At 45.7% G+C, this 23617-nt stretch carries 22 protein-coding genes; 14 read left to right on the top strand and 8 right to left on the bottom strand.

Annotated features, from left to right (window positions below; translation table 11 throughout):
* Positions 1-2: 2 nt before the first annotated feature.
* Complete coding sequence (locus KI743_RS07935) at positions 3-1220, bottom strand: ParA family protein (RefSeq protein WP_285465865.1); 1218 nt, start codon at positions 1218-1220, stop codon at positions 3-5.
* A 1262-nt stretch (positions 1221-2482) separates the two neighbouring features.
* Here KI743_RS07935 and KI743_RS07940 point away from each other — a divergent pair.
* Complete coding sequence (locus KI743_RS07940) at positions 2483-4456, top strand: replication initiator protein RctB domain-containing protein (RefSeq protein WP_032553738.1); 1974 nt, start codon at positions 2483-2485, stop codon at positions 4454-4456.
* Between the two features lie 394 nt (positions 4457-4850).
* On the opposite strand, the gene KI743_RS07945 is transcribed toward KI743_RS07940, so the two are convergent.
* From KI743_RS07945 to KI743_RS07955, 3 genes are read right to left on the bottom strand one after another with little or no spacing between them, the layout of a single operon-like run.
* Positions 4851-5327, bottom strand: a complete 477-nt coding sequence (locus KI743_RS07945; protein ID WP_285465866.1) for a transcriptional regulator — start codon at positions 5325-5327, stop codon at positions 4851-4853.
* Positions 5324-6256 (bottom strand): ATP-binding cassette domain-containing protein, encoded by a 933-nt coding sequence (locus tag KI743_RS07950; RefSeq protein WP_285465867.1) that lies wholly within the window; start codon positions 6254-6256, stop codon positions 5324-5326. The genes KI743_RS07945 and KI743_RS07950 overlap by 4 nt, the downstream gene beginning before the upstream one ends.
* A 9-nt stretch (positions 6257-6265) precedes the next feature.
* Entirely contained in the window at positions 6266-7090 is an 825-nt protein-coding gene (locus KI743_RS07955; protein WP_150896935.1) for an ABC transporter ATP-binding protein, read from the bottom strand.
* A gap of 364 nt (positions 7091-7454) precedes the next feature.
* Between KI743_RS07955 and KI743_RS07960 the strand changes: the two genes are divergently transcribed.
* Both KI743_RS07960 and KI743_RS07965 read left to right on the top strand, forming a co-directional pair.
* Positions 7455-7649: a PA3496 family putative envelope integrity protein gene (locus KI743_RS07960; RefSeq protein WP_032553733.1), complete on the top strand. Its 195-nt coding sequence runs from the start codon at positions 7455-7457 to the stop codon at positions 7647-7649.
* Positions 7650-7854: 205 nt separating this feature from the next.
* Positions 7855-8403 (top strand): NADAR family protein, encoded by a 549-nt coding sequence (locus tag KI743_RS07965; protein ID WP_285465868.1) that lies wholly within the window; start codon positions 7855-7857, stop codon positions 8401-8403.
* A gap of 53 nt (positions 8404-8456) precedes the next feature.
* Here the strand turns inward: KI743_RS07965 and KI743_RS07970 are convergent, their stop codons facing one another.
* On the bottom strand, positions 8457-9215 hold the full coding sequence (locus tag KI743_RS07970; RefSeq protein ID WP_285465869.1) for an ABC transporter substrate-binding protein: 759 nt from the start codon (positions 9213-9215) through the stop codon (positions 8457-8459).
* Between the two features lie 86 nt (positions 9216-9301).
* Here KI743_RS07970 and KI743_RS07975 point away from each other — a divergent pair, with 86 nt between their 5' ends.
* The 5 genes from KI743_RS07975 to maiA all read left to right on the top strand — a co-directional run bounded on the left by KI743_RS07975 (position 9302) and on the right by maiA (position 15945).
* Positions 9302-11677, top strand: a complete 2376-nt coding sequence (locus KI743_RS07975) for a response regulator (protein ID WP_285465870.1) — start codon at positions 9302-9304, stop codon at positions 11675-11677.
* 341 nt (positions 11678-12018) lie between these two features.
* The gene (gene hppD / locus KI743_RS07980) at positions 12019-13092 is read left to right on the top strand and encodes a 4-hydroxyphenylpyruvate dioxygenase (protein ID WP_285465871.1); all 1074 of its coding nucleotides are present in this window, start codon (positions 12019-12021) and stop codon (positions 13090-13092) included.
* Positions 13085-14215 (top strand): homogentisate 1,2-dioxygenase, encoded by a 1131-nt coding sequence (locus tag KI743_RS07985; RefSeq protein ID WP_285465872.1) that lies wholly within the window; start codon positions 13085-13087, stop codon positions 14213-14215. Before hppD ends, KI743_RS07985 begins: the two co-directional genes overlap by 8 nt.
* A 9-nt stretch (positions 14216-14224) precedes the next feature.
* On the top strand, positions 14225-15262 hold the full coding sequence (locus tag KI743_RS07990; RefSeq protein ID WP_285465873.1) for a fumarylacetoacetate hydrolase family protein: 1038 nt from the start codon (positions 14225-14227) through the stop codon (positions 15260-15262).
* Between the two features lie 14 nt (positions 15263-15276).
* Entirely contained in the window at positions 15277-15945 is a 669-nt protein-coding gene (gene maiA, locus KI743_RS07995; protein ID WP_285465874.1) for a maleylacetoacetate isomerase, read from the top strand.
* A 51-nt stretch (positions 15946-15996) separates the two neighbouring features.
* Here the strand turns inward: maiA and KI743_RS08000 are convergent, their stop codons facing one another.
* Positions 15997-17973: an acetoacetate--CoA ligase gene (locus tag KI743_RS08000; protein ID WP_285465875.1), complete on the bottom strand. Its 1977-nt coding sequence runs from the start codon at positions 17971-17973 to the stop codon at positions 15997-15999.
* A 282-nt stretch (positions 17974-18255) separates the two neighbouring features.
* On the opposite strand from KI743_RS08000, the gene phhA reads away from it, so the two are divergent.
* The 4 genes from phhA (at position 18256) to KI743_RS08020 (ending at position 20604) form a co-directional block, all read left to right on the top strand.
* Positions 18256-19050 carry a phenylalanine 4-monooxygenase gene (phhA, locus tag KI743_RS08005; RefSeq protein ID WP_285465876.1) on the top strand — a complete coding sequence of 265 codons (795 nt, stop codon included), beginning with the start codon at positions 18256-18258 and terminating at the stop codon, positions 19048-19050.
* A complete protein-coding gene (locus KI743_RS08010) occupies positions 19040-19378 on the top strand; it encodes a 4a-hydroxytetrahydrobiopterin dehydratase (RefSeq protein WP_032553721.1) in 339 nt (112 codons plus the stop codon). The genes phhA and KI743_RS08010 overlap by 11 nt, the downstream gene beginning before the upstream one ends.
* Before the next feature lie 202 nt (positions 19379-19580).
* Entirely contained in the window at positions 19581-19790 is a 210-nt protein-coding gene (locus KI743_RS08015) for a DUF3283 family protein (protein ID WP_032553719.1), read from the top strand.
* Positions 19791-19887: 97 nt separating this feature from the next.
* A complete protein-coding gene (locus KI743_RS08020; RefSeq protein ID WP_032553717.1) occupies positions 19888-20604 on the top strand; it encodes a YebC/PmpR family DNA-binding transcriptional regulator in 717 nt (238 codons plus the stop codon).
* A gap of 169 nt (positions 20605-20773) precedes the next feature.
* Here the strand turns inward: KI743_RS08020 and KI743_RS08025 are convergent, their stop codons facing one another.
* The gene (locus tag KI743_RS08025; RefSeq protein ID WP_032553716.1) at positions 20774-21031 is read right to left on the bottom strand and encodes a DUF2798 domain-containing protein; all 258 of its coding nucleotides are present in this window, start codon (positions 21029-21031) and stop codon (positions 20774-20776) included.
* Positions 21032-21113: 82 nt separating this feature from the next.
* On the opposite strand from KI743_RS08025, the gene KI743_RS08030 reads away from it, so the two are divergent.
* Complete coding sequence (locus KI743_RS08030; RefSeq protein ID WP_032553714.1) at positions 21114-22016, top strand: LysR family transcriptional regulator; 903 nt, start codon at positions 21114-21116, stop codon at positions 22014-22016.
* Between the two features lie 13 nt (positions 22017-22029).
* Entirely contained in the window at positions 22030-22905 is an 876-nt protein-coding gene (locus tag KI743_RS08035) for an NAD(P)-dependent oxidoreductase (RefSeq protein ID WP_032553713.1), read from the top strand.
* A gap of 199 nt (positions 22906-23104) precedes the next feature.
* Here the strand turns inward: KI743_RS08035 and KI743_RS08040 are convergent, their stop codons facing one another.
* On the bottom strand, positions 23105-23458 hold the full coding sequence (locus KI743_RS08040; RefSeq protein WP_285465877.1) for a tRNA-binding protein: 354 nt from the start codon (positions 23456-23458) through the stop codon (positions 23105-23107).
* Between the last annotated feature and the right edge of the window lie 159 nt (positions 23459-23617).

Genomic DNA, 23617 nt, shown 5'->3' on the forward strand with positions numbered 1-23617 from the left:
AATTATCCCTGATTAAGTGAAGACCAGTTGCTGTGTAATACACGCTCTAGTTCAAGCGCACTCTTTTGAACGGCATCTTGAGCGACAGCAAGTGTCTTCTTACCACCCTCAAAATCACTTGTCGTTAAGTCGAAAACCGTACTGTAGGTATCGGCACAAGTTTCAAATGCACGACTACGAGGAATGGTTGCCATCATAACTTGGTCATTCAACAGGTAATTCATCTCAGTTAGTACAGAAACCTGTTTCTTGTTGTCATCTTCAAACATTGTTGGCATCAAGCGAATGAACTCAAGCCCTTTCCAGTCGTCTGGGAACATCTCGTAAACTGTTGGTAGGTGCTGGAAAAAGTTAACTGTTGATGCCCAGTCCAGACGTTTTGCTGCACATGGGATCAATAGTGCGTTCGATGCGTACATTGCATTCCATACCAGCGGGTCAACGTGAGGACCTGTATCGATCATAATGACATCGAAGTCGTCAGCGATTTTATCAATCAACTTCTCTTTCAATAGACGAACAATGTCCAAAGACTGATCTTGAGAAAGGCTTTGCCAAGCTTCCGCATTGAACATTGCGTCTTCCGGGAATGCTGACACAGTCTTCAAATTTGGGTATTGCGTAGGAAGTAGTACGTTCTTATGTAAGAACTCAGCGTCAACTTCTTGCCCTTCAGGAACGTTGTCCAGCATGATATCAACCGCTGAATAGATGCTGTCGTGCTCTGCACCACTAATTTGAGGGTTCAAAAACAAACGTAAAGAGCCCTGTGGGTCAAGGTCAATTAGACAGATGCGGTAGCGCTTATCCAAGTTAAGAGAGAGACAAGCAGCCAAATGTACAGCTGTCATCGATTTACCGGTACCACCCTTCTGGTTCTGAACGTTGATTATCCAAGGTTTATTATCTGCGTGTTTCTTGCGTTCGTGGAACTTAGCAACACCCGCAGCATCCATTAGCATGTGTGCTTCGGTAAGAGAAATTGAGTAGTGGTTGGCGTTATTCTTTGTGAACTGGTGACCTTCAGATTCAAGCTTTGTGATCGCTTCGTCCAACTTACGACGTGTCAGGCCAGAGCGTGTCTCCATCATCGCCTTAGACATTGGAGGAAAGTGTTCATCGCTTCGCTCTTCTAAGATGATCTCAATTCGGTCAGCCTGAACTTGTTGAGTCTGTTCGGCTAGTTGATAGAGCTTATCAATCGTTTGTTCTCTTTTCATTGCCAATTTCCGTTATGGTTAACTTAGTTAGAATTGTACAGCAAATAACAATAAATCCAACAAAAACATGAACATCCATTTATGAGTAAAATCACATAAAATTGATGGTATATGTTGTTTTCTATGTTAAGAGACCTACCTAGGTGAACAAAAATAGCTCAAAACAATGGCTGCAACTACCGATGAAGAGACATAAATTTAAAATGTTACAATGTCACCAATTTACAATGTAAATGAAAAATTGGCCGTTTTTCTCGGAACGATTGAAATTCAAGCACAAACTACGGTGAATGTGATTTCTACTGAAAAAACAGTTTATGAATAGTAGAAAGAAAAAGTACATTCGATTCTAGCTGCTAACAACAAACATGAATCTACCGATGGCCAATATCAGAATGACATTATTTGCGTTTCACCAGTCTCTAAAAACGGAACGATGATCAAGGAGGCTTCAGTTTTCATGCTTTCGTCAAACACAGTATTATGAAGCATGATCAAGGGGAGTTGACTAAACATAGGATCGCGACGAGATGAATTTGGACAAGATCCATTTACGGAAAAATGATCAAGAGTATACGACTCCGGAAGCATGTAATTTTAATGCTAAATTACGGAAGAATGTAGACAGACTGGGCTTTGAGCTCAATTCTCATGTTTCTACTTGATAAATCAATCGACACACAACTGAAATACAAATGTCATTGAATATCCTGATCATGCTTCCAACAGAATATACAAACCAGCATTACACCACTAATCTATATTTAAAGCGCGGAATCCGTATAAATATTCAACAATTGTGGCTAGTTGTTATTAAAACAGGCCTTTCCATGATCATTGTTCCGTCGAATACACCAAAATTATTACTCACATTCGATATTCAGCGTTCATGGTTTAACCGACGTCTGTGGATAAGCTGTAGAATGCTAATGATCATGCTTTCGGAACGATAATGATCATAGTTACAAGAACTTAGTGATCATTGTTCTGTGGTTTATTGATCATGCTTTCCGAGTCTCTTTGATCATGTTTTCGGACTTGTTATGATCATGCTTTCCAACGGGTTTTATTTTTATTCCAATTATTCAGCAACTTACAAGCAACTTGAGCGCCAGATCATTAGATCACTTAATCATTTAAGATCAGATTAATCAAAAAGATCAGTTATTTAAAAGATAATAAATTCTCTTTATTTATGATCATTTTTTCTTTATTCTTCAGGAACTATAGTGAAATTACGGCTAGTGTGATACGGATCAAAGATGAAACCAGATGAAAAGTTACTGATTAAGGCAAGAAGCCATAAAGATGGTCATTTATTTGAGGTATCAGAAAGCGCAGTAGAATGGATAGAGCAGTATCAACACTTTAAGGGAGTCACTAAAAGTATTGTTGAGCTCCTTAATCTTATCTCCCTTCGTGGCTTTAGCAGTAAAGATGGTTATGTATCTACGACCGAGATCATCGATGCGACAGATGGTCAGGTTACTCGTGCTGCTCTTCAACAACGACTCAGAGCAGCCGTTAACATTGGTCTCTTTAAGCAGATCCCTGTTCGCTTTGAAGAAGGTTTAGCTGGAAAAACCATGCTTCATCGCTTTGTTAATCCGAATCAACTGATTTCAGTACTCGGTGCCACCAGCTTAGTGACTGAAAGCGTTAAACAGAACGAAAAACAGAAGCGTTCTAAAGCGTTGGCTCAAACACAAGTCAACAAGCGTTTGCTGAATGAACACGGTCTGAATACTCCCCCAACGATGAAAGATGAAGCGGATCAGTTTATTGTCTCACCAACGAACTGGGCCGGTATTATCGATCAAGCGTTAGCGCCGCCGCGTACTCGTAAAAGCTACCAAAAATCGATGGTTTCGATCTCTGGAACACGCGCTGTGATCGAGACAAGATCATCGAAAAACATCATGACTGTTGATGATCTCATGACTCTTTTTGCACTGTTTACACTGACCGTGCAATATCATGACCACCACCAAGATGATTATCATCTTGATGCGAAATCAACACCAAACAAGACGCCGTTATACATTACCGACATTCTTTCTTTACGCGGTAAGAAGGACAGTGGTCCTGCTCGCGATTCTATTCGCGATAGTATTGATCGTATCGAATTTACCGATTTCCAATTGCATGAACTGACAGGCCGTTGGTTGAGTGAAAATATGCCTGAGGGCTTCAAGAGTGATCGATTCCGCTTCCTAGCACGCACAATCACTGCATCGGAAGAAGCGCCGACAGAAGGCGCTGACGGTGAAATCCGTATTAAACCGAATCTATACATTCTTGTTTGGGAGCCATCGTTTTACGAAGAACTCCTCACGCGAGACTACTTCTTCCTATTTCCACCAGAGATCCTGAAGCAGCATACCTTGGTATTCCAGCTCTACTCTTACTTCAGAAGCCGTATGGCACGCCGTCATTCAGATTGTATGTTGCTAAGCGAACTTAACCAGAAGCTCGCAAGAAACATCGATTGGCGTCGTTTTTCGATGGATTTGATCCGAGAATTGAGAAAGCTGGGTGAAGTCAGCGATCAAGACGATACTTTCTTAGTGAATTTATGGGGTTACCATTTAACGATCACCTCAATGATCGAAAAAGACAAAACCGTCGATTACCAGGTGGATATTAAATGTAACGTCGAAGAAGTATTGCGCTATTCACGCGCTCGTACCACCAATGCGGGCAAACGTAATATGGCGCCGACACTACCAAACCCTCTGCGTAACGAAATGGTTTCAAAACAGAAACTAGAAGAATTGTCAGAGATCATCGATGGTGAGTTCGAACCGATCCAACGAAAAGCCCCTTCGCCTCGTGGTAAATTAGGGCGCCGAGTTAAGCTGCGTAAACACTCTGTAGAGATCAATGCTGATGAAATTACCATTACTCTCTCAAAATATACCTCTCCAGAGGCTCTAGAACGCAGTATAACGGCTCTCTCCGCTATGACAGGGCATTCACACGCCTCGATTAAAGAAGAGTGTTCAGAGCTCGTAGAGAAGCTCGATTGGTTGAGAGTTGCGGAAGAAGTGATTCCGTACGAAACGCTGAGTCGTACTATCGAGCTGTACAACGATCGTGATACCAATAAACATCTATCGATCGAACGTTTGATTTCTGGTTTGGCGGTAAGACGCAAAGTGTGTAAACAGATCCACGAAGGGCACCTCGACGAAAACGTCTTTTTAGCACTGGATGAGATGGCTATCGGCCACTAAATTTGTGGGCGGAACAGGCATGAATGGATAGAGTACGAGCTGAGTAAACAGTGACGTAATGAATCGTTCACTGAAATTGATTGGATATTGATGGTAAATCCACCTAACGCTGACAATTCACTGACATTGGCCATGAGGAAGCTGGTTATTATTTATCCCGAATAGACAACCTTTTGTCCTTTCTTATGATTAATAGATTGGCTCATATTTTGTTACATCATACTGAATAGATTTTTCGCGAGTTCCACTGGAGCTCGCTTTTTTTTGCTTATAAATCAGTAGGTAAACTCACTAACAACGAAATTAGTCGGCTATTGATCTTGTTTGATTATCGAAAGCATGATCAAGAGTGAGATCGAAACGCCCGTTAATTGCCTTGATCATCTTTCCGTTATCAGTGGGTGTAAGAAGAGTGACCTACTTGATCTCGGTTATGAGGGTGGTGAGTCATGAATTTCACATGTGATTCGATCAACCTTTCCGATTCGCTTTGCCATCGCGGATCCTGTTGTTGGTTGGCAAACTCAAGTGCGAGCACACACAAATGCTGCATGCGTTTAGTGCACCAATCACGAAGCTCCGTTTCAGCTGCTGAGTTGCTCGACACTGCCTGAAGCTTACTGTAGGCAAACATCACAAACTGAAAGGCCTTCTCTGACTGGTCGGTAGTGGATTGTTTGTAGTGGGTATAAACACGTAAACAACCATCGAGCCAACATGCAATGGCCTTGCTCTGCTTATCATCAATCAACGGCCCCCAGATCGTGTCTGGAGGCGATAAGATCAGACTTTCAAGTTTACTTACTTGATCATGCTTTCGAGAACGATACCAATTTTCGATGTTCTCTAACCATGCGTCTAGTTCATTCATGCAACACTATCCCAATGTTTTACATAGTGATTTTCAGCAACTTGATTCACCTTATGCTGAATAATACTGCTTCGCTCGCGCACGAGATCCGCGTCTACCGAATAGTTTGGTTCATTTTTTACCAGTTCGCCAAATGGAAGATCAGGATCCGGTACCGCTGAGATCAGTAGTTTAGTATATGGATGTTGTGGGTTGGTGAGGATCGATTGGGTTGAGCCCCACTCGACGATCTGCCCTTTGTACATCACTGCGGTCTCTTCAGCGATATAGTGAGCAGTAGCAAGATCATGAGTAATATAGAGAAAACCGATACCAAGCTCTTTCTTCATTCGTTGCATTAGATTGAGTACACCCAAACGAATCGATACATCGAGCATTGAGGTTGGCTCGTCAGCCAAGATGACTTGTGCGCCAACACCTAGCGCTCTTGCTAGGTTAACACGCTGTCTTTGGCCCCCACTGAGTTCATGTGGATACTTAGCTAAAGTTTCGATAGGAAGCTCAACCAGCTCTAATAACTCCTTGAGGCGGCTCTCAAGGGCTTGTTTAGAGTCGACCTGTTTGTGAATCCTAAGTGGGCGAGTCAGATTATGTTCAATGGTATGGGTCGGATTGAGTGAGCCGAATGGGTCTTGGAATACCATCTGTACCTTGCTGCGGTAGTCGAGAACTTCTTTACGGCTCTTGAGCGTAGAGATGTCCTGACCATTGAACAAAATCTCACCTTCAGTGGCAGGGTAGACCTTGGTCATCAATCTCGCGCAGGTGCTTTTACCACAACCTGATTCGCCCACAAGCGCAAGAGTCTTACCCGCGTAGAGGTCGAAGCTGACCCCGTGTAGCGCTCTAAAAATCTCTTCTTTGCCCAATCCACCACCGACAGTGAACTCTTTAACGACGTTTTTAACTTGGATAATTGGCTGTTGCATCATGCTCTCCTAGCTCGCAATCGCGTGTGACTGTTCGTGAATGTTTGGGAATGAACTCCACAGTTTTTGGGTGTATTCATGTTGTGGGTTATTGCGGATCTCATGCGCGTCGTTGACCTCGACGATTTGGCCATAGCGCATAATGGCAATGCGGTCACACAACTGACTCATCAACGCTAAGTCGTGGGTGATGAAGAGGATAGAGAAGCCAAACTCTTCACGTAGTTGGTGTATCTGCTGCAAGATTTCTCGCTGCACTACAACGTCAAGCGCCGTAGTCGGTTCATCCATGATGATCAGCTTAGGGTTGAGTGCCAGTGCGATGGCGATAACAAGGCGTTGTCGCATCCCACCACTAAACTGGTGCGGATACTCTGAGAGACGATTGCGTGGAATGTTCACCAAGTCTAAGAGCTTTTCAGCTCGGTCTTTAGCTTGCTCGTCACTCATCCCTTTATGGTGTCGAAGCACATCGGCGAACTGCTCTTGAATGGTTAGGACTGGATTGAGCGAGTTCATGGCACTTTGGAATACCATGGCAATCTCGCTCCAGCGTAGAGTGTTAAGTTGCGAGTCTGAGAGTTTTAGAAGGTCTTGCCCATCAAACAAGATCTCTCCACCGGAAATAAACGCTGGCGGCTTGTGCAGACGGTTAATGGCAAAGGCGATGGTGCTTTTACCGCAACCAGACTCACCGGCGAGGCCAAAAATTTCCCCTTTGCTAATATGAAAGCTCACGGATTTCACCGCATTGAAGTCACCATCGTCGGTGATGTAGTCCACGCAGAGGTTTTTTACCTCAATCAATGGCGTGCTTTTTAGTTCACTGGACATAGTTATCGCTCGTTATGATATTGATAATAATTATCAATATCATGTTGTGCTTTTAGGGAAAGCAGAGAGCGTAGAAATATTGAAGTGACTCGTAATTAATTTGCACCTGTTTGCAGGAATTTTCAGGTGAGGAAGTGAGTTGTGAGGTGGCGAAAAGTGGGAGTTAGATCAAACCACATTTCTTATGGGGAATCTTTTAAATGTAATGGCATAAATTCGGCTTGGCAAAGTTTAAATGAGGCATTTGTTAATTAGCTTTATGAAGCGTCGGAATCATCACATTTCGGTACAGAAAATCTTAACAACAGAAATGGCATTTGCTACAGATTAGCTGTCCATTACATGGTGCTTTTCGGAGGAAAACATGTCCATTAATTCAATCAACCATGATGAAATGACGAACATTGCCAACAAGTGGGATGGTGATGAAGAAGTATCCCTAAAACCAGAGAAACAGATGAAGTCGGCTGAAGCTCGCCGTCGTATCGAGGCTCTTAGAGAAATTAGAGAAAGCGGTCTGAGCCTTGAAGAAGCGAGAGAATTAGGTCTGATTCACTGATCTTTGATTATTCCTTTTAGAGCGACCAAGCGTCGCTCTATCTGTATTTCCACCCTATTTACAGCATACTGCCCCTGCGGTTAAGTGAACCCCATTCACAGACTCACACTTCACTGGCGCACTCTATTTGACACCACTATCACGCAGCACTAATTTTAAAAGAAAAAGATAAGCGCTGAGATGCACTGTTGGTGAGGAGTAGAGGATGGCGAACTGCAAAGAGGTTCTGTTTTACGAGCCAGAAGACCCAAACGGTTACCTTTCAAATTTCGCGGCCTGTCCGATTCGCGTTGGCGATGAGATATGGGCGACCAGCGAACACTATTACCAAGCGATGAAGTTTACCTGCGAAAAGCTTAGACAGCAGATTTACATGGCAAGTTCGCCTGCTGAGGCATTCGCATTGAGCCGCGATTATGATGAACAAGTGCGTGAAGATTGGTATGACATTCGCGTCGATGTCATGCGCTTTATTGTGACCGAGAAATTCAAACAGAACCCTTGTTTTGCTCTGTTTCTTATCAATACCGGCGACTCAGTCATCAAGGAGCACTCGCACAAAGACAGCTTCTGGGGCGATGGGGGAGACGGCACAGGTGAAAATCACCTCGGCAAGATTTTGATGAGTGTTCGTAGTCAGCTTAATGATCAGCCCGTCTGCTTAAAGCCTGTAGCGACACACAGTGAGCGTGACTTGCTGTCGGTACCTCTACTGTTTTCACGCCCTAGAGAGAGTTTTAAAGTTCATCACTAAAAAAGCCCCAAGATAATCTTGAGGCTTTCGCTTGGGTTGAGATATCTGGCTAATTAAAGGTATTTACCAACAATATCATCAAGTTGCCCATTATCTCTCATTTCTACCAAGCGCTGATTGATAAATGATTGCAGTTCAGGCTTCATTTGAGGGTCAAAGGCGAGGTGAATCGGATAGTCGCTGATCACCGAACCGAACCTTTGCAGTTGGTAGTCGTTGATATCGAGCTTTTGGTCCTTGAGGTTGTACTTAATGCGTGACTCCATTTCGACAAACACAGTGTCACCTGGGGTACGGTTAAGAACGCGGAAGGCGGCGGTATAGTCCTTTACTCGAATCTCGTTGAGCTTACCTTCGGCAATGTAGGGCTCAAGGTTTGGATATTCAAAACCTAATAGTAATACTACTGCTTTGCCTTCTAAGTCATCGATAGTATTGAACTCAAATGGTTTTTTTCCGCTGCTGAGGAGAGAGTGTTTTACATTGTAAATCGGAATGTCTGAAAGGTTCTCAGCTTGGATATTTCCCCAGCTTGGGCTGCCATAGGTTACCCAGTTGTCATTCTCGCGAGCTTCCAGCTTCGAGATCATGCGATTGAATGGGTAGGTGTGATAGTTGATGTCGTAATCGCTGTCTTGAAATACGGCTTCAACAATATCGGTCACCATACCTTTGTGAGCGCCACCTTTCTCTTCTATTTGAAAAGGCTGAGCTTGGCTGGCAATGATGTAGTAATGAAGTGGTTCAGACGACACCGCGTAACCACTTGAAAATAAAGCTGCTATTGCAGTTGAAAGAAGATATTTTTTCATAACCTTCCCTGGTTATTTGTAGGACGACTACTATTATACTAGTTGAGTAATAGTAATTTACTAAACTTAAAAAACGGAATTTATCTATGGTGAAACAAGGAAAGCGCTATATCGGACTGTCTCGTCAACTTATCGGGATAATCATCGCTATCAGCACTTTGTTCACTGTTATTGTGACAGGGCTCAGCCTATATGTTGAGTACCAAGATCGCGTTTCTTACATCAGCACTCAAATTGACCAAGTAAAAACCGGTCACCTCCCTGGGTTAACCTCAAGCCTTTGGGTTGAAGACCGTGATCAACTAAATGTACAAGCAGAAAGTGTCTTTCAATTGCCGACGGTCAGTTACCTGCTTATTGAAGATAGCAATCAAGTTGTGATCGAGCTAGGACAGCCGATTATCGGCAGAGCCTACTCGAAAACTTGGGATATGGTTTATCAGATGGGGGGCAAAGATTATCCTCTCGCAAAACTGACGGTGCAGTCTGATCTCAATCTGATACTGAATGACTTCGTTGATCGGGTACTCGTTCTGGCCGTGTTTGAGGCGGTGAAGGTATTCCTACTTTCACTCGTTTGCCTGACAGTCGTCTATCGTCTTGTCGTTCGACGTTTGAAGACAATCTCTAACCAAATCGATGAACAAGATCAGCACGCCGGACCGCAAAAGCTCACACCCGTTGGGCACACCTATTCTGATGAGATCACCACACTTGAGTACAGTTACAACCAATCAGTAGAGCGTATTCGTCAACAGTATGAAGAGTTGAAGCAAGCTAAAGAAGCCGCTGAAGTGGCCAATCAAAACAAGAGTGAGTTCTTGGCAAACATGAGCCATGAGATACGTACTCCGATGAACGGGATCATTGGCTTGTCATCTTTATTGGCAGATATGGATATGCCAAAAGAGCAAAAAGAGTATGTGCGCATGCTCAATACCTCATCATTAACGCTGCTGGATCTGATCAACGACATCCTCGACTATTCAAAAATTGAAGCAGGGCACCTCGACCTGCAATCTGAACCATTCCGTATTGCCAATACTATCGATGATGTAGAATCGACCTTCCGTATCAAAGCAGAACAGAAAGGCCTCAAATTCCAGCTGATCACCGACCCGCGTATTCCTGCTGTGATCAAAGGTGATGGTACGCAGCTTCGTCAGGTGCTAAACAATTTAGTGGGGAATGCTATCAAGTTCACTGAGCAGGGCCATGTGACTCTTTCTCTGTCTCTAGAGCCATCATTGAATGGCGCTCCGAACAGCGATAAAGCTCGAATCAAGTTTGAGGTGAAAGACAGTGGCATAGGCATCGCGGAAGACAAGCAGCGCAGCATCTTTGAGAAGTTTCAACAAGCTGATGGCAGTACCACTCGTAATTATGGCGGTACTGGGCTCGGGCTCGCTATTTGTGAGAAGATTGTCACCCTGATGGACTCTAAGTTGGAACTGTACAGTATCGAAGGTAAGGGGAGCTCTTTCTACTTCTCTGCCGACTTTGATGTGTGCAACGAAATGACGCAAACTCAGGTAGACATGAACAAGGTTTCGGTACTGCTGGTGGACGACAGTCAGCTAAATATGCGCATTACTTCCGCTCAGCTTAAAGCATTCGGCTGCGAGTCGGTCAGCTGCGATGGCGCTGAAGAAGCCGTTGAGTTAGTGGCGACGTCGCTAGAGAAGAATACCCCTTACGATTTGATATTGATCGATAAGGTGATGCCATCTGTGGATGGATTCGAACTGGCGGAAACCTTAACTCAACGATTCAAAGATCAGTGTCCGCTGCTTGTGATGATATCCGCAGATCCGCACCTTGAAGACGAACAGAGAGCCAAACAGGTGGGGTATGTGGCGTATATCGCGCGTCCTTATCATGATAACCAATTGAAATGGACAGTGAACCGTGTGCTCTCTAGTCGGGCTTCTGAGCAAGGCTTCACTTACGCTAATCGGGGGGAAGTATCATTCAAAACTGTCACTGCTGAGCACTCGAAACCTGAAGTAGAGCCTCAAGTTGAACAAGCGCCATTACCACAGTTCGAAGGCAAAGCGCTGGTAGTTGAAGACTCGCGAGTGAATCAACAAGTTGCCAAAATGATGATCAAGAAATTGGGGCTTGAAGTAGATATCGCAGAGAACGGCAAGATCGGCGTCGAGATGTATCAAAAAGCCGACTACAAAATCGTGTTTATGGATTGTCAAATGCCGGTCCTCGACGGCTTCGAAGCAACCAAGCTGATTCGCGCCATCGAAGAAGGGTCTGAGCGACACGTTCCAATAGTTGCTTTAACTGCTAACGTGGTGCAAAGAGACAAGCACCTCTGCTTCGAAGCGGGGATGGATGAGTTTATCGCTAAACCTGTGAATCAGCACAAGTTGCTCGCTGCTGCCGAGAAGTTTTTGAGTCTGCCGAAGAAGGTGCTCGATAAAGATGGAGTCGAGCAGCAGATCATTTAACTTCTTTATTAATTGTAAACGGGCCATACAAGATGAGTTGTATGGCCCGTTTTTTATGCTCGCGTGACTCATTATCAACGCGACACCGAATTCTGCCGACAAGCTTCAATGTAACAATTCATTCACACTTGACTTGCCTTGTAAACCCCGCCTTTAATCCTCAATCGCTTGATTGGGTTAGCTTTCAGCCTTTTTATTCTTGGGTGTAACATCTTGTTTACATTTTTCATTGAGAAAGGTGGTTTTTGCTGATTTTGTTGAGGATTTTCAATCTCACGAGTTCTGTTCCAAGTTTAAGTTAAGCGCGTTCTACGTGCTGCAATTTTCACAAGGAGAGAAACATGGTCGATAGCTACAACCCGTTAGGTACGGATGGTTTTGAATTCGTTGAGTACACCGCAGCTAATGATGAAGGGATAGAGCAACTGAAGGCGCTGTTTGTGTCACTGGGTTTTGCCGAGATTGCCAAGCACCGCTCAAAAGAGGCGTGGCTATATCGACAAGGGGACATCAGTTTTATCGTCAATGCGCAGCCTCACAGCCAAGCTGAGGAGTTTGCGAGAGTGCATGGCCCATCAGTCTGTGGCATGGCTTTTCGTGTTCATGATGCCAATGTGGCTCTGAAACAAGCATTGGACAACGGCGGTGAGGAGTACATCACTGATATTGGCCCGATGGAGCTCAGCATTCCCGCGATTTATGGTATCGGCGAGAGTCTTTTGTATTTCGTTGACCGCTATGGAAAACAGAGTATCTATGACGTCGATTTCCGCTTCTATGATGATGCGGACCAAAGGCTAGTAGGTGCCGATGTCGGTTTGTACGAGATAGACCACCTGACCCACAACGTGAAACAAGGCAATATGGATTTATGGTCAGGTTTTTACGAGCGTATCGGTAACTTCAGAGAGATTCGCTACTTCGATATCGAGGGTAAACTCACGGGTCTTGTAAGCCGTGCCATGACTGCACCGTGTGGCAAGATCCGTATCCCAATCAATGAGTCTTCCGATGATAAATCTCAGATTGAGGAGTTCATTCGCGAATACAACGGCGAAGGGATTCAGCACATTGCCCTGACTACTGACGATATCTATCAAACGGTTTCGACCCTGCGTGACCGAGGCATGGATTTTATGCCAACGCCTGACACCTACTATGAGAAAGTCGACCAGCGCGTTAAAGGCCATGGTGAGGACACCAGTCGTTTACGTGATTTGCGTATCTTGATCGATGGCGCACCCACCAAAGATGGCATCTTGCTTCAGATCTTCACGCAAACCGTTATTGGGCCGGTGTTCTTCGAGATCATTCAACGCAAAGGTAACAAGGGCTTTGGTGAAGGTAACTTTAAAGCGCTGTTTGAATCGATTGAAGAGGATCAGATTCGACGCGGAGTGTTGACCGATGAGTAAATGGATCCCTTTTCCTCATCGTGAGGGCACTTGCTCTAAGCAAGCGCACGCCGACTTTCCGAAGGAGGCGATTTATGAGCGCGAAGCGGGTCGAAGCGGCTTCTTTGGCCCTGCTGCACACTTTCACCATCAACACGCTCCCACGGGTTGGTCGCAATGGGAGGGGGAGCTACGTCCTCGCGCCTTTGACTTTACTCGCGTTGAATCCGCTGTTCAGGTGTCGCCTTGGCAAGTGCCACACTTGCTTCACAATGCGGACTGCAAGATTCGAGTTTGGAAAGTTGAAAAGAGTATGGAGCACCTAGTCCGTAATGCCGATGGTGATGAGCTGTTGTTCATTCATCAAGGCAGCGCACACCTTTACTGTGATTATGGACACTTAGAAGTGAGGGATGGTGACTACGTCATGATCCCGCGCTCCACCAGCTGGCGTTTAGAGCCTAACGAGCCGATGTTTATCTTGATGATTGAAAACACCGACGCTGCGTATACTTTGCCGGAGAAGGGCATGGTTGGGAATCATGCGGTGTTCGATCCGGCCGTGCTTGAGGTGCCTTCCATCGATGAAGCATTCCAAGCTCAATATTCAGAAAACGAAACTCAGGTTCATGTAAAACGCCATGACCAGACTAGTGTGATCACCTATCCATTTAATCCGTTAGATGCGATTGGCTGGCATGGTGATCTGGCGGTTGTGAAGGTCAATTGGCGCGATATCCGACCTTTAATGTCACACCGTTATCACTTACCGCCATCTGCTCACACGACTTTTGTTGGGGCTGGGTTTGTCGTGTGTACCTTTGTACCACGCCCGATAGAGAGCGACCCTGGTGCGCTAAAAGTGCCGTTTTACCACAACAATGACGATTATGATGAAGTGCTCTTCTACCATGCGGGCGACTTCTTCAGTCGCGACAACATCGAAGCCGGGATGGTGACATTCCATCCTGCGGGCTTCTCGCATGGCCCACATCCTAAAGCCTTCAAGGCAGGATTAGAGCATAAAAAAACTTTTACCGATGAAGTCGCCGTCATGATTGATACACGCCACGCTCTATCGTTCGCTGATGAACTCGACGCGGTAGAGAACAAACAATATGTCTACAGTTGGCAAGAGAAGTAGGGAGCAAGGATGAAATTAGCAACCAAGAAAAATGGGACTCGCGACGGACTATTGATGGTCGTGAGCCGAGATCTTTCTCGATGTGTCCCTGCAACAGAGATTTTCCACGCACTGCATCTCGCGCCGACGATGCAGACAGCCATGGATCATTGGCAACAGGTCGAATCGTCACTGTCTGAACTTTATGAAGCGCTTAATGAGCAGAGAGTCGAACAGAGCGAACCTTTTGAGGCGGTTGATTGTGAATCGCCACTGCCGCGTGCCTACCAATGGGCGGATGGTAGCGCTTATGTCAACCATGTTGAATTGGTCAGAAAGGCGCGTGGTGCGGAGATGCCAGAGAGCTTTTGGAGCGATCCGTTGATGTACCAGGGCGGTTCCGACTCTTTCATTGGTCCTCGCGACGATATTGAATTTGCGAGTGATGAATGGGGGATAGACTTTGAAGGGGAAGTCGCCGTGATCACTGGTGATGTGCCGATGGGAGCAAATCGAGAGCAGGCAGAAGAGTCGATTCGCTTGTTAATGCTGGTGAACGATGTCTCCCTGCGAGGATTAATCCCAGCCGAGCTAGCCAAGGGTTTTGGCTTTTTCCAATCAAAACCCTCATCTGCATTCTCGCCCGTGGCTGTTACACCAGATGAGTTAGGGCAGGACTGGCATCAGAGCAAGGTGCATCTTCCTCTGATCTCGACCTATAACAACGAGCCGTTTGGTTGTCCCAATGCCGGGGTTGATATGACGTTTGATTTTGCGCAGCTGGTTATGCACGCCTCAAAAACGCGTCCATTGTCGACAGGCACCATCATCGGCTCTGGTACCGTGTCGAATAAACAGGGCACTGACCATGGCACGTCTATTCAAGAGGGTGGTGTTGGCTATTCATGTATCGCAGAGGTGCGCATGATTGAAACCATTCGTGATGGTCAACCTAAGACGCGCTTTATGACCTTTGGTGACTCCATCAAATTGGAGATGTTGAATAGGGAAGGGCAGTCGATCTTCGGTGCCATTGATCAGCAAGTGATTAAGTATCAAGGCTCGTAAGTAGAGGGTAAGCGATGAGTGAAAGGATCAAGCTTTACGGATATTGGCGATCATCAGCGGCTTATCGAGTCAGGATCTGTCTCAACCTAAAACAGCTTAGTTACCAGTCACAATCGATTCATCTGTTGCGTGAAGGCGGTGAGCAGCACAGTGCTGAATATCACCGCTTGAATGCCGCCGAGTTAGTGCCTGTGCTGGTGGACGGTGAAATTTGCCTTAACCAGTCCTTGGCTATCATCCAATATTTGGATGACGAGTACCCATCCAACATAGTGATTCCGACACAAACGCCGCTGCGCTATCAGGCATTGGCGTTAGCTCAAGACATCGCGGTTGATGTTCATCCGCTTAACAATCTACGCGTTCTGCAATACTTAGAGCGAGAGTTAGGCTGTGAGCAATCAGTGAAGGTGAAGTGGATGCATCACTGGATTGGGCAAGGGTTCTCGGCGCTTGAAGAGAAGCTTGCAAAGCATAGAGAGAAGTACGGTTCGTGTCGGTTCAGTGTGACTGATACACCGTCGATTGCTGATATCTGTCTGGTTCCACAAGTGTATAACGCACAAAGGTTTGGAGTAGATATGTCACCCTATCCGCTGATTAACTCGATCGTTGCAGCGTGTAATCAACGGCAGGCCTTTATTGATGCTCTGCCCGAGAACCAAGAGGACGCGGGCAGTTAATCTGAGGGACAAACAGTAACGAGATTGCAAAAGGGGTAGCCGTATGAGCGGTTATCCCTTTTTCGTAATCATTTGCTTTATCTCTTCTAGTACCTCGGCATTGGCGATCGCACCGATGTTCTCGACAGGGTTGCCATTAACGACCTGTTTCACGGCTAGCTCCACCAACTTACCGGAGCGGGTTTTAGGAATGTCACTGATCGCAAAGATTTGGCTCGGGACATGCCTTGGTGAACACGCAGATTTCAACTGACTCTTAATGGTCGTCTTTAAAGGCTCGGTAAGCTCTATTTGTGATTCCAGTTGAACGAATAGCCAGATATCTTCATTGCGCTCAGCCGCTTTGCCAACGGCGATAGAGTCGACGATCCCTTCGATATGATTCACCTGTTGGTAGATTTCCGCCGTACCGATGCGCACGCCACCGGGGTTGAGTGTTGCGTCGCGACGTCCGAAGAATACAAAACCTCGATTGTCGCTCTGCTTTACATCGTCACCGTGGTGCCAAGTATCCTCAAAACGGCTCCAATAGGTGTCGTGATAGCGTTCACCACTGTCATTCCAAAACCCGTTCGGGAAGTTGGGGAGTGAGTTGCAACACACCAGTTCGCCTCGTTGTTCGGTTATGGCCTCTCCGTGACTGCTAAACACTCTTACATCCACGGCTAGGCCAGCAGCTTGGCACTCTCCTCGATAAACCGGAGAGATAGGGTTGCCTAGCACAAAGCAGCCACAAATATCGGTACCACCAGAAATTGACGCGAGATGTAAGTCGGATTTTATCGATTGGCAGACAAAATCGAACTGCTCAGGGTAGAGCACTGAACCGGTAGAGCAGAGAGTTTTCAGCGCAGGCAAAGCGGTGTGCTCTTCAGGGTGAAATGGAACCTTTTCGAGCGCTTCTAAATACTTCGCTGAGGTACCGAAAAGGGTTACGTCGGCTCGCGCAGCCAGATCCCATAATACGCTTGGATTTGGGCACATTGGGTTGCCATCGAATATCACCAAGCAAGCCCCACTCGCCAGTGCAGAAACATGCCAGTTCCACATCATCCAGCCACAGGTGGTGTAATAGAACACGCGATCGTGTGGCTTGATGTCGCAGTGAAGTTGATGCTCTTTCAGGTGGTTGAGCATTGTGCCACCGACGCTGTGCACAATGCATTTCGGTTTGCCTGTGGTTCCTGAAGAGTAAAGAACAAACAGCGGCTCATTAAAGCCCACTTGAGTAAACTCGATGGTTCTAGCTTGGTAAGACGAGATAATCGCTTGCCAGTTTTGGTGAGAGGGTGACGCTGGTGCACTGGCTTTGTTGGCGTAGTTTATCTGACAGACTTGCTCTAACCCTGATATTTGCTGAGAAAGTGCGTGGTTTTTCTCTGACATATCGAAGTGCTTACCATTAAAAGAGTAGCCATCGCAGGTAAACAACACTTTCGGTTGAACTTGTCCAAAGCGCTCTAAAACGCTTTCCACGCCAAAATCGGGCGAGGTTGATGTCCAAGTCGCTCCTAAACTGGTAGCGGCGAGCATCGCGACCACCACCTCTGGTAAATACGGAGTATACGCAGCGACGGTATCGCCTTTCGTCACTCCGCACTCCATCAGCCACTGTTGAATACGAGAGACATCGTCATACAGTGCCTGCCAAGTGTATTGAGTCTGTTCACCCAATTCATTTTCGAACCATATCGCCAGAGTGTCTTGTTGCTGGTGGGTATGCTTAAGCAGGTTTTCAGCGTAATTGAGTTTGGCCTCGGGGAACCACAAGGTATCTCGATTTGGTTGTGACTGCTGCCAACGAGGCTCACCTAAAATGGCGGTATGTTTTCCTTGTGAACCTATCACACCACAAAACTCCCACGTTTGCTGCCAGAAACGCTCTGGTTGCTCAACAGACCATTGATGCAGTGCGGGGTAACCATCAAGACTTAACCCCTGTTGGTTTAGCTGATCCATGTACCTTGTGATGTTCGCTTGAGCAATGCGTTCTGAGCTTGGTTGCCAGATTGGTTCACTCTTATCCATGAGCGCCTCTTCGATAAAAAATTAATAGATTCAGTCTTGTACCGACGATCTCCAAAGTCAAACAATGGCTATCAACACGCTAGCACCTCACTTGTATAGCCTTTGAGTGAACTAGGCTGTGTTATTCCCAATGTTATGCGTTTAAAAACTCATTAAAATCATAAGATTAAAGTTAATGTAAAATAATTGTTACAGGTTTCGTGTTGCTAATCCATCTGTGCAAACTGGCGGTTAAGGGGAGGGCGGATACGCTTAAAGTAGGGAAGCAATTGGAGGGAAGCAGTGACTCATTATCATTCTAAACCTGTCAGCCAAGATGGGTGGGTAGATTGGAACAGCCAAGAAGATGCGATTTGGCATGACTTGGTTAGTAGGCAGCTAAATGTGATCCAAAACCGAGCCTGTGAGGCTTATTTGCAGGGGTTACGCTTATTGGATTTGCCTTTAGACCGAGTACCACAACTACCTGAAATCAATCGAGTATTAGCCTCCACCACAGGTTGGCAGGTAGAACCTGTGCCCGCTTTGATTGATTTCGACCGCTTCTTTGCACTGCTTGGCAGTAAACGTTTCCCTGTCGCGACCTTTTTAAGAACCCGTGACGAGTTCGACTACTTGCAAGAGCCGGACTTTTTCCATGAAATCTTTGGCCACTGCGCGATGCTGACCAATGTCAGTTTCGCGTCGTTCACTGAACACTATGGCCGTTTGGGTCAAGCTGCGACGTCAAAGCAGCGTGCTTATCTTGCTCGCCTATACTGGTTTACCGTTGAGTTCGGTTTAGTCAAAGAGCAAGGACAGACCAAAATCTATGGTGGTGGGATCCTGTCATCGCCAGCAGAAACACTCTACGCATTGGAAGAGTCAAGCGTTATTCGAGAAACGTTCGATCTTCAGACTGTACTCAGAACGCCTTATCGAATAGACATCATGCAACCTAAATATTTTGTTATTGATGGTTTAGCGCACTTGTTTCAGTTAAGCCAACAAGACCTCATCGCTCAAGCCGATTTAGCTCGTCAGTCTGGGCTATTACCACCACTTTTTGAACCAAAGGAAGCGACACATGCTGAATGAATTAAAATGCGAAGCCTGTACCAGTGATGCCAAAGCGTTGAATGAATCAGAGCAACAGACTCTACTAAAAGAGCTGCATGACTGGGAGATTGTCATCAGAGAGGGCATTCCGCAGTTGGAGAAAACCTATCGCTTTAAGAATTTTAAGCTGGCATGGGCGTTCAGCAATCAAGTCGCAGAATTGGCTGAAGAAGAGTTTCATCACCCCTCAATATTATTGGAATGGGGCAAAGTGACCGTGACATGGTGGAGTCACTCCATTAAGGGGCTCCATAACAACGATTTTATCTGTGCTGCCAAATGCGATGAGTTCAGACCAGATGTCTAACAAGGATATTGTTGACGAGTTGCGTCAAGCATTTAGGGGATTTGTGATTTATTTGTGATGAGAGTGCCATCATCGCTTAAATAGGCAAGCTAGGGGCTCTGTATGAGCTTCTTTCTTACTGAATTATTCTTATAATATTGGTTTTACTAGAGCCCTATATGCTATATTTCTCGGCCAAGTTTACTACAGACTGAGGCTGAAAATGTCTATCAACCTTTCACTCCTTCCACCCGATGAGAAAAATAAGATCGAGCTGGATAAGCAGGCTTCATTCCTCGTATGGCAATTGAAGCAGGCAAAATGTGGCCCTGAAGCCATTGTTGAAGAAGCAATGAAGCTCACCGACCCGCAAGAGAAAGCTTGGTTTGATCAGTCTGTAGAGAAATACAAACAGGTAATGGGTGTCGCATAATTGCAGACCACGCTTACCCCAGCAATGCCGCAGAATTGAAATGATGCGGTTTTTTGCTAGAATTTGCCCCGTTAATTGAATCAGAGAGAAGATCCCGATGGGAAGAAGTTTTGAAGTGCGTAAAGCCTCTATGGCGAAAACAGCAGGCGCAAAAATTAAAGTTTATTCCAAGTACGGTAAAGAAATTTACATGTGTGCGAAGAATGGCGGTTCAGATCCAGATATGAACCTATCGCTTAAGCACCTGATTGCTAAAGCGAAAAAAGACCAAGTACCTGCACACGTTATCGACAAAGCGATCGATAAAGCAAACGGCGGTGGTGGTGAAGACTACGTACCAGCTCGTTACGAAGGTTTCGGCCCTGGCGGCACAAGCGTAATCGTTGACTGTCTAACAGATAACGGTAACCGTACTTTCCAAGACGTTCGCCAATGTTTCGTTAAGACTGGTGCGAAAATCGGTGTTGAAGGTTCTGTTTCTCACATGTTCGCTCACCAAGCGGTATTCCAATTCAAAGGCGAAGATGACGAGATCATCCTAGAAACGCTAATGATGGAAGACGTAGACGTAACTGACGTTGAGCTAGAAGATGGCGTAATCACTGTATTCGCTCCAACAACAGAGTTCTTCAAGACTAAGACTGCACTAACAGCTGCTTTCCCAGATCTAACACTAGACGTTGAAGAGATCACGTTCGTACCTCAAACTCACACGCCTGTAGCGGGTGATGATGCAGTGAAATTCCAGAAGTTCCTAGACCTTCTAGATGACTGTGATGACGTACAACAGGTTTACCACAACGCTGAGCTGTAATTCTGCGTTGTCGTGACAGTTCACTGAGCTGTCATTTGAATACTAAAAACCGAGCCACGTGCTCGGTTTTTTTATGTTTGCGATTTTACCTTGATCATTGTTCCGCCGGAACGATGAAAAAATCGGTGCTTTTTGGCTTTAATCATTACAAAAAACATTCGTCGACTCCCTATTCATCACACAGCCCTACTTGAGACGGTTGTGATTCTCTTGGCTTACATATCCACTCTGCGAGCTTTTTCACTTTTGGCAGTAGCGTAAGGCTAAGTACCAGTGCACATGGCCACGCCAACAAAAAGCTGTTTAGCCATACTGGTGGCCAATCGTGGCTGAAGCCCATCTTAGTGCCTGAAATAATGCCTGACATCAGTACTGCCATGACCAGTGAAGAGAGTGTCGCAGTGACATAGTGAAGTTTTTTATTCATCTCTGCTCCTAATGATTTTTCTTGTTTGTTGGGTTAAGGTTACTCTTATCCACAAATGAGAAAAATAGGCATATAAAGAACTATGAATTCCATATATGGAAACATTGATGATCTGTTTTTATTCTGTGCTGTGGTAGAGAAAGGCTCTTTGCTGTCTGCCTCACGTTCACTGCAGCTTCCTGTCTCAACCATGTCCCGCCGTTTATCTGCTTTAGAGGAGCGGCTTGGGATTCGCCTGCTTGAGAAAAAAGGGCGAGAGTTGGTTGCGACTGAGGATGGCGAAGCGGCGTTTCAATCCCTCAGTAGCGGCATGGAGTCATTGCAAGCTGGTTTTTTGGATCTGCTCAAAGGCAAGGATGTGATTCAGGGCAAGATTAAGCTGACCGTCCCACACAATTTTTATGGCAGCTTTCTGAGCAACACGATCGAGAATTTTCTGATTCAGTACCCTAAGGTGCAATTGGACTTAGTCTTGAGTCAGCAACATTTAGTCCCAGAAACGGATCGTGACTTGCTGGTGACCTTTAATGTCTCCAACTTGGAAGGGATGATTGCGCGCCCCCTATTTAAAGCCAAGCACGGCTTCTTTACTAGCCAGAAATACCTAGAGCGCAGAGGTGCCATAACCACCCCAGAACAGTTGGCGCAGCAAGATTGGGTTAGTGTTGACCATGTTACGGACATTCCGCTCTATAAAGGAGATACCCTGGAGCGCAATATCAGCATTCAGCCCAAGTTTGTGGTCAATGATATCCACCGAGTCGCTGAAGCAGTTGAGAATGGCTTAGGTGTCGCTTCGCTGCCGTTTCGTCATATCTCACCCAATATGGACCTCATTCAACTTTTACCTGAATACCATCGAGGTGACCGACAGGCATATTTAGTGTACAAAGAGAGAAAATATCAGCCTAAGGCGTTGACGCTACTGATTAATGCACTGATCGAGAGCATTCGATCTTTTCACAATGAAGCGCCCGCCTCATAAAAAGGAGCAATAAATGAAAGTAAGTTTTATCGGACTGGGTGTAATGGGTTTCCCAATGGCAGGTCACCTAGTTAAAGCCGGTTTCGAAGTAACGGTATTTAATCGTACTCACAGCAAAGCACTCGATTGGGCTGATAAATACCAAGGTAAAGCCGCTGAGACCGTTGCGGAGTGTGTAGCAGAAGCTGACGTAGTGTTGGTTTGTGTCGGCAACGATGACGACGTTCGCAGTATGACGACCAGCGAAACAGGTGCATTGGCGGCGATGAAGCCAAACGCGATCCTTGTCGACCACACCACGACGTCTGCACTGTTATCGGAAGAGCTTGACGTTGCTGCTAACAAAGCTGGCGTTCGTTTTATGGATGCGCCAGTTTCAGGCGGTCAAGCGGGCGCAGAAAACGGCGTGCTAACCATCATGTGTGGTGGTGAGCAAGAGCTATTCAATGATCTTCAACCTGTATTCGACGCTTACGGCAAGTCATCCGTTCTTATGGGTAAGGTCGGCCAAGGTCAACGCGCGAAAATGGTTAACCAGATCTGCATTGCAGGTGTGCTGAACGGCCTGTCTGAGGGCTTAGTGCTGGCTGAGAAATCAGGCTTAGACATTCAAACACTGGTTGATTGCCTTAAAAACGGCGCTGCTGGCTCATGGCAGATGGAGAACCGCGCGGTGACGATGTCGGAAAACAAATTCGACTTTGGTTTTGCTATCGACTGGATGATCAAAGACTTAGGCTTCTGCTTGGATGAAGCTGAGCGCCAAGGCATTCAACTTCCATTGACGGAAAAAACCAATAATGCTTACAAAGCTTTATCTGCTCAAGGCGAAGGCCGCATGGATACTTCGGTATTGATGAAGGCTGTGGTTGAAGAGACGAAGAAGTAAAAGTCATAAAAGCTTCGTTCAGATAACTAAAAATAGCCGCTAATCAGCGGCTATTTTTGTTTGTGTGAACGTAGGGATGCAATGAAAGAGTTAGAACTGAAACTCACTATTGGACAGATACGCGTTAGATTTTGAGCTCTAACGTGTTCGATATTGATTAGAAAAAGTATCTTGAAGCCTTAAATGCTTGTTATGCGCGTTACCCAGCTCTTGCGCCATTTGGCATTTGTGTTTCTGGACAAGCTAGGCACGGTTGCAATTTGTCTTCATAGCCAATGTCAAACAACATGCCTTGAGACACTTCACCTGCCATCTTTCGTTCAGGCAAGTTCACAACAAATAAAGCTTGCTTACCTTCTATTTCTTTCGGGTTTTCACGCTCTTGCTTTATACCAGCTAAGATTGAACGTTTATGGTCACCAAAGTCGACTGTAAGTTTCATGAGCTTATCAGACTTAGCTACTTCGCTGACTTCCTCGATTAGGCCAACTCGAATGTCAACTTTTGAGAAGTCATCAAACGTGATTTCATCTTTGATTGGGGCATATTTCATACATCTATCCTTAAATTTGTCCGGAGCGCATAGACATAATGCCCCCCACGAGGTGCTAGCCTCCAATATCGTGGGTTAGCTAAAAGCCAGAGCCATAATTAGTGCGTCAAACAACTAAATTTGGAGGCTAGCATGAGTAACGATAGCATAATATTCATT

This window comes from Vibrio sp. D420a, from assembly GCF_030248625.1.
Taxonomy (GTDB): Bacteria; Pseudomonadota; Gammaproteobacteria; order Enterobacterales; family Vibrionaceae; genus Vibrio; species Vibrio fortis_A.

Coding starts and splice junctions, on each gene's coding strand:
- KI743_RS07935 (WP_285465865.1), bottom strand. CDS start 1,220: ATGAAAAGAGAACAAACGATTGATAAGCTCTATCAACTAGCCGAACAG.
- KI743_RS07940 (WP_032553738.1), top strand. CDS start 2,483: ATGAAACCAGATGAAAAGTTACTGATTAAGGCAAGAAGCCATAAAGAT.
- KI743_RS07945 (WP_285465866.1), bottom strand. CDS start 5,327: ATGAATGAACTAGACGCATGGTTAGAGAACATCGAAAATTGGTATCGT.
- KI743_RS07950 (WP_285465867.1), bottom strand. CDS start 6,256: ATGCAACAGCCAATTATCCAAGTTAAAAACGTCGTTAAAGAGTTCACT.
- KI743_RS07955 (WP_150896935.1), bottom strand. CDS start 7,090: ATGTCCAGTGAACTAAAAAGCACGCCATTGATTGAGGTAAAAAACCTC.
- KI743_RS07960 (WP_032553733.1), top strand. CDS start 7,455: ATGTCCATTAATTCAATCAACCATGATGAAATGACGAACATTGCCAAC.
- KI743_RS07965 (WP_285465868.1), top strand. CDS start 7,855: ATGGCGAACTGCAAAGAGGTTCTGTTTTACGAGCCAGAAGACCCAAAC.
- KI743_RS07970 (WP_285465869.1), bottom strand. CDS start 9,215: ATGAAAAAATATCTTCTTTCAACTGCAATAGCAGCTTTATTTTCAAGT.
- KI743_RS07975 (WP_285465870.1), top strand. CDS start 9,302: ATGGTGAAACAAGGAAAGCGCTATATCGGACTGTCTCGTCAACTTATC.
- hppD (WP_285465871.1), top strand. CDS start 12,019: ATGGTCGATAGCTACAACCCGTTAGGTACGGATGGTTTTGAATTCGTT.
- KI743_RS07985 (WP_285465872.1), top strand. CDS start 13,085: ATGAGTAAATGGATCCCTTTTCCTCATCGTGAGGGCACTTGCTCTAAG.
- KI743_RS07990 (WP_285465873.1), top strand. CDS start 14,225: ATGAAATTAGCAACCAAGAAAAATGGGACTCGCGACGGACTATTGATG.
- maiA (WP_285465874.1), top strand. CDS start 15,277: ATGAGTGAAAGGATCAAGCTTTACGGATATTGGCGATCATCAGCGGCT.
- KI743_RS08000 (WP_285465875.1), bottom strand. CDS start 17,973: ATGGATAAGAGTGAACCAATCTGGCAACCAAGCTCAGAACGCATTGCT.
- KI743_RS08010 (WP_032553721.1), top strand. CDS start 19,040: ATGCTGAATGAATTAAAATGCGAAGCCTGTACCAGTGATGCCAAAGCG.
- KI743_RS08015 (WP_032553719.1), top strand. CDS start 19,581: ATGTCTATCAACCTTTCACTCCTTCCACCCGATGAGAAAAATAAGATC.
- KI743_RS08020 (WP_032553717.1), top strand. CDS start 19,888: ATGGGAAGAAGTTTTGAAGTGCGTAAAGCCTCTATGGCGAAAACAGCA.
- KI743_RS08025 (WP_032553716.1), bottom strand. CDS start 21,031: ATGAATAAAAAACTTCACTATGTCACTGCGACACTCTCTTCACTGGTC.
- KI743_RS08030 (WP_032553714.1), top strand. CDS start 21,114: ATGAATTCCATATATGGAAACATTGATGATCTGTTTTTATTCTGTGCT.
- KI743_RS08035 (WP_032553713.1), top strand. CDS start 22,030: ATGAAAGTAAGTTTTATCGGACTGGGTGTAATGGGTTTCCCAATGGCA.
- KI743_RS08040 (WP_285465877.1), bottom strand. CDS start 23,458: ATGAAATATGCCCCAATCAAAGATGAAATCACGTTTGATGACTTCTCA.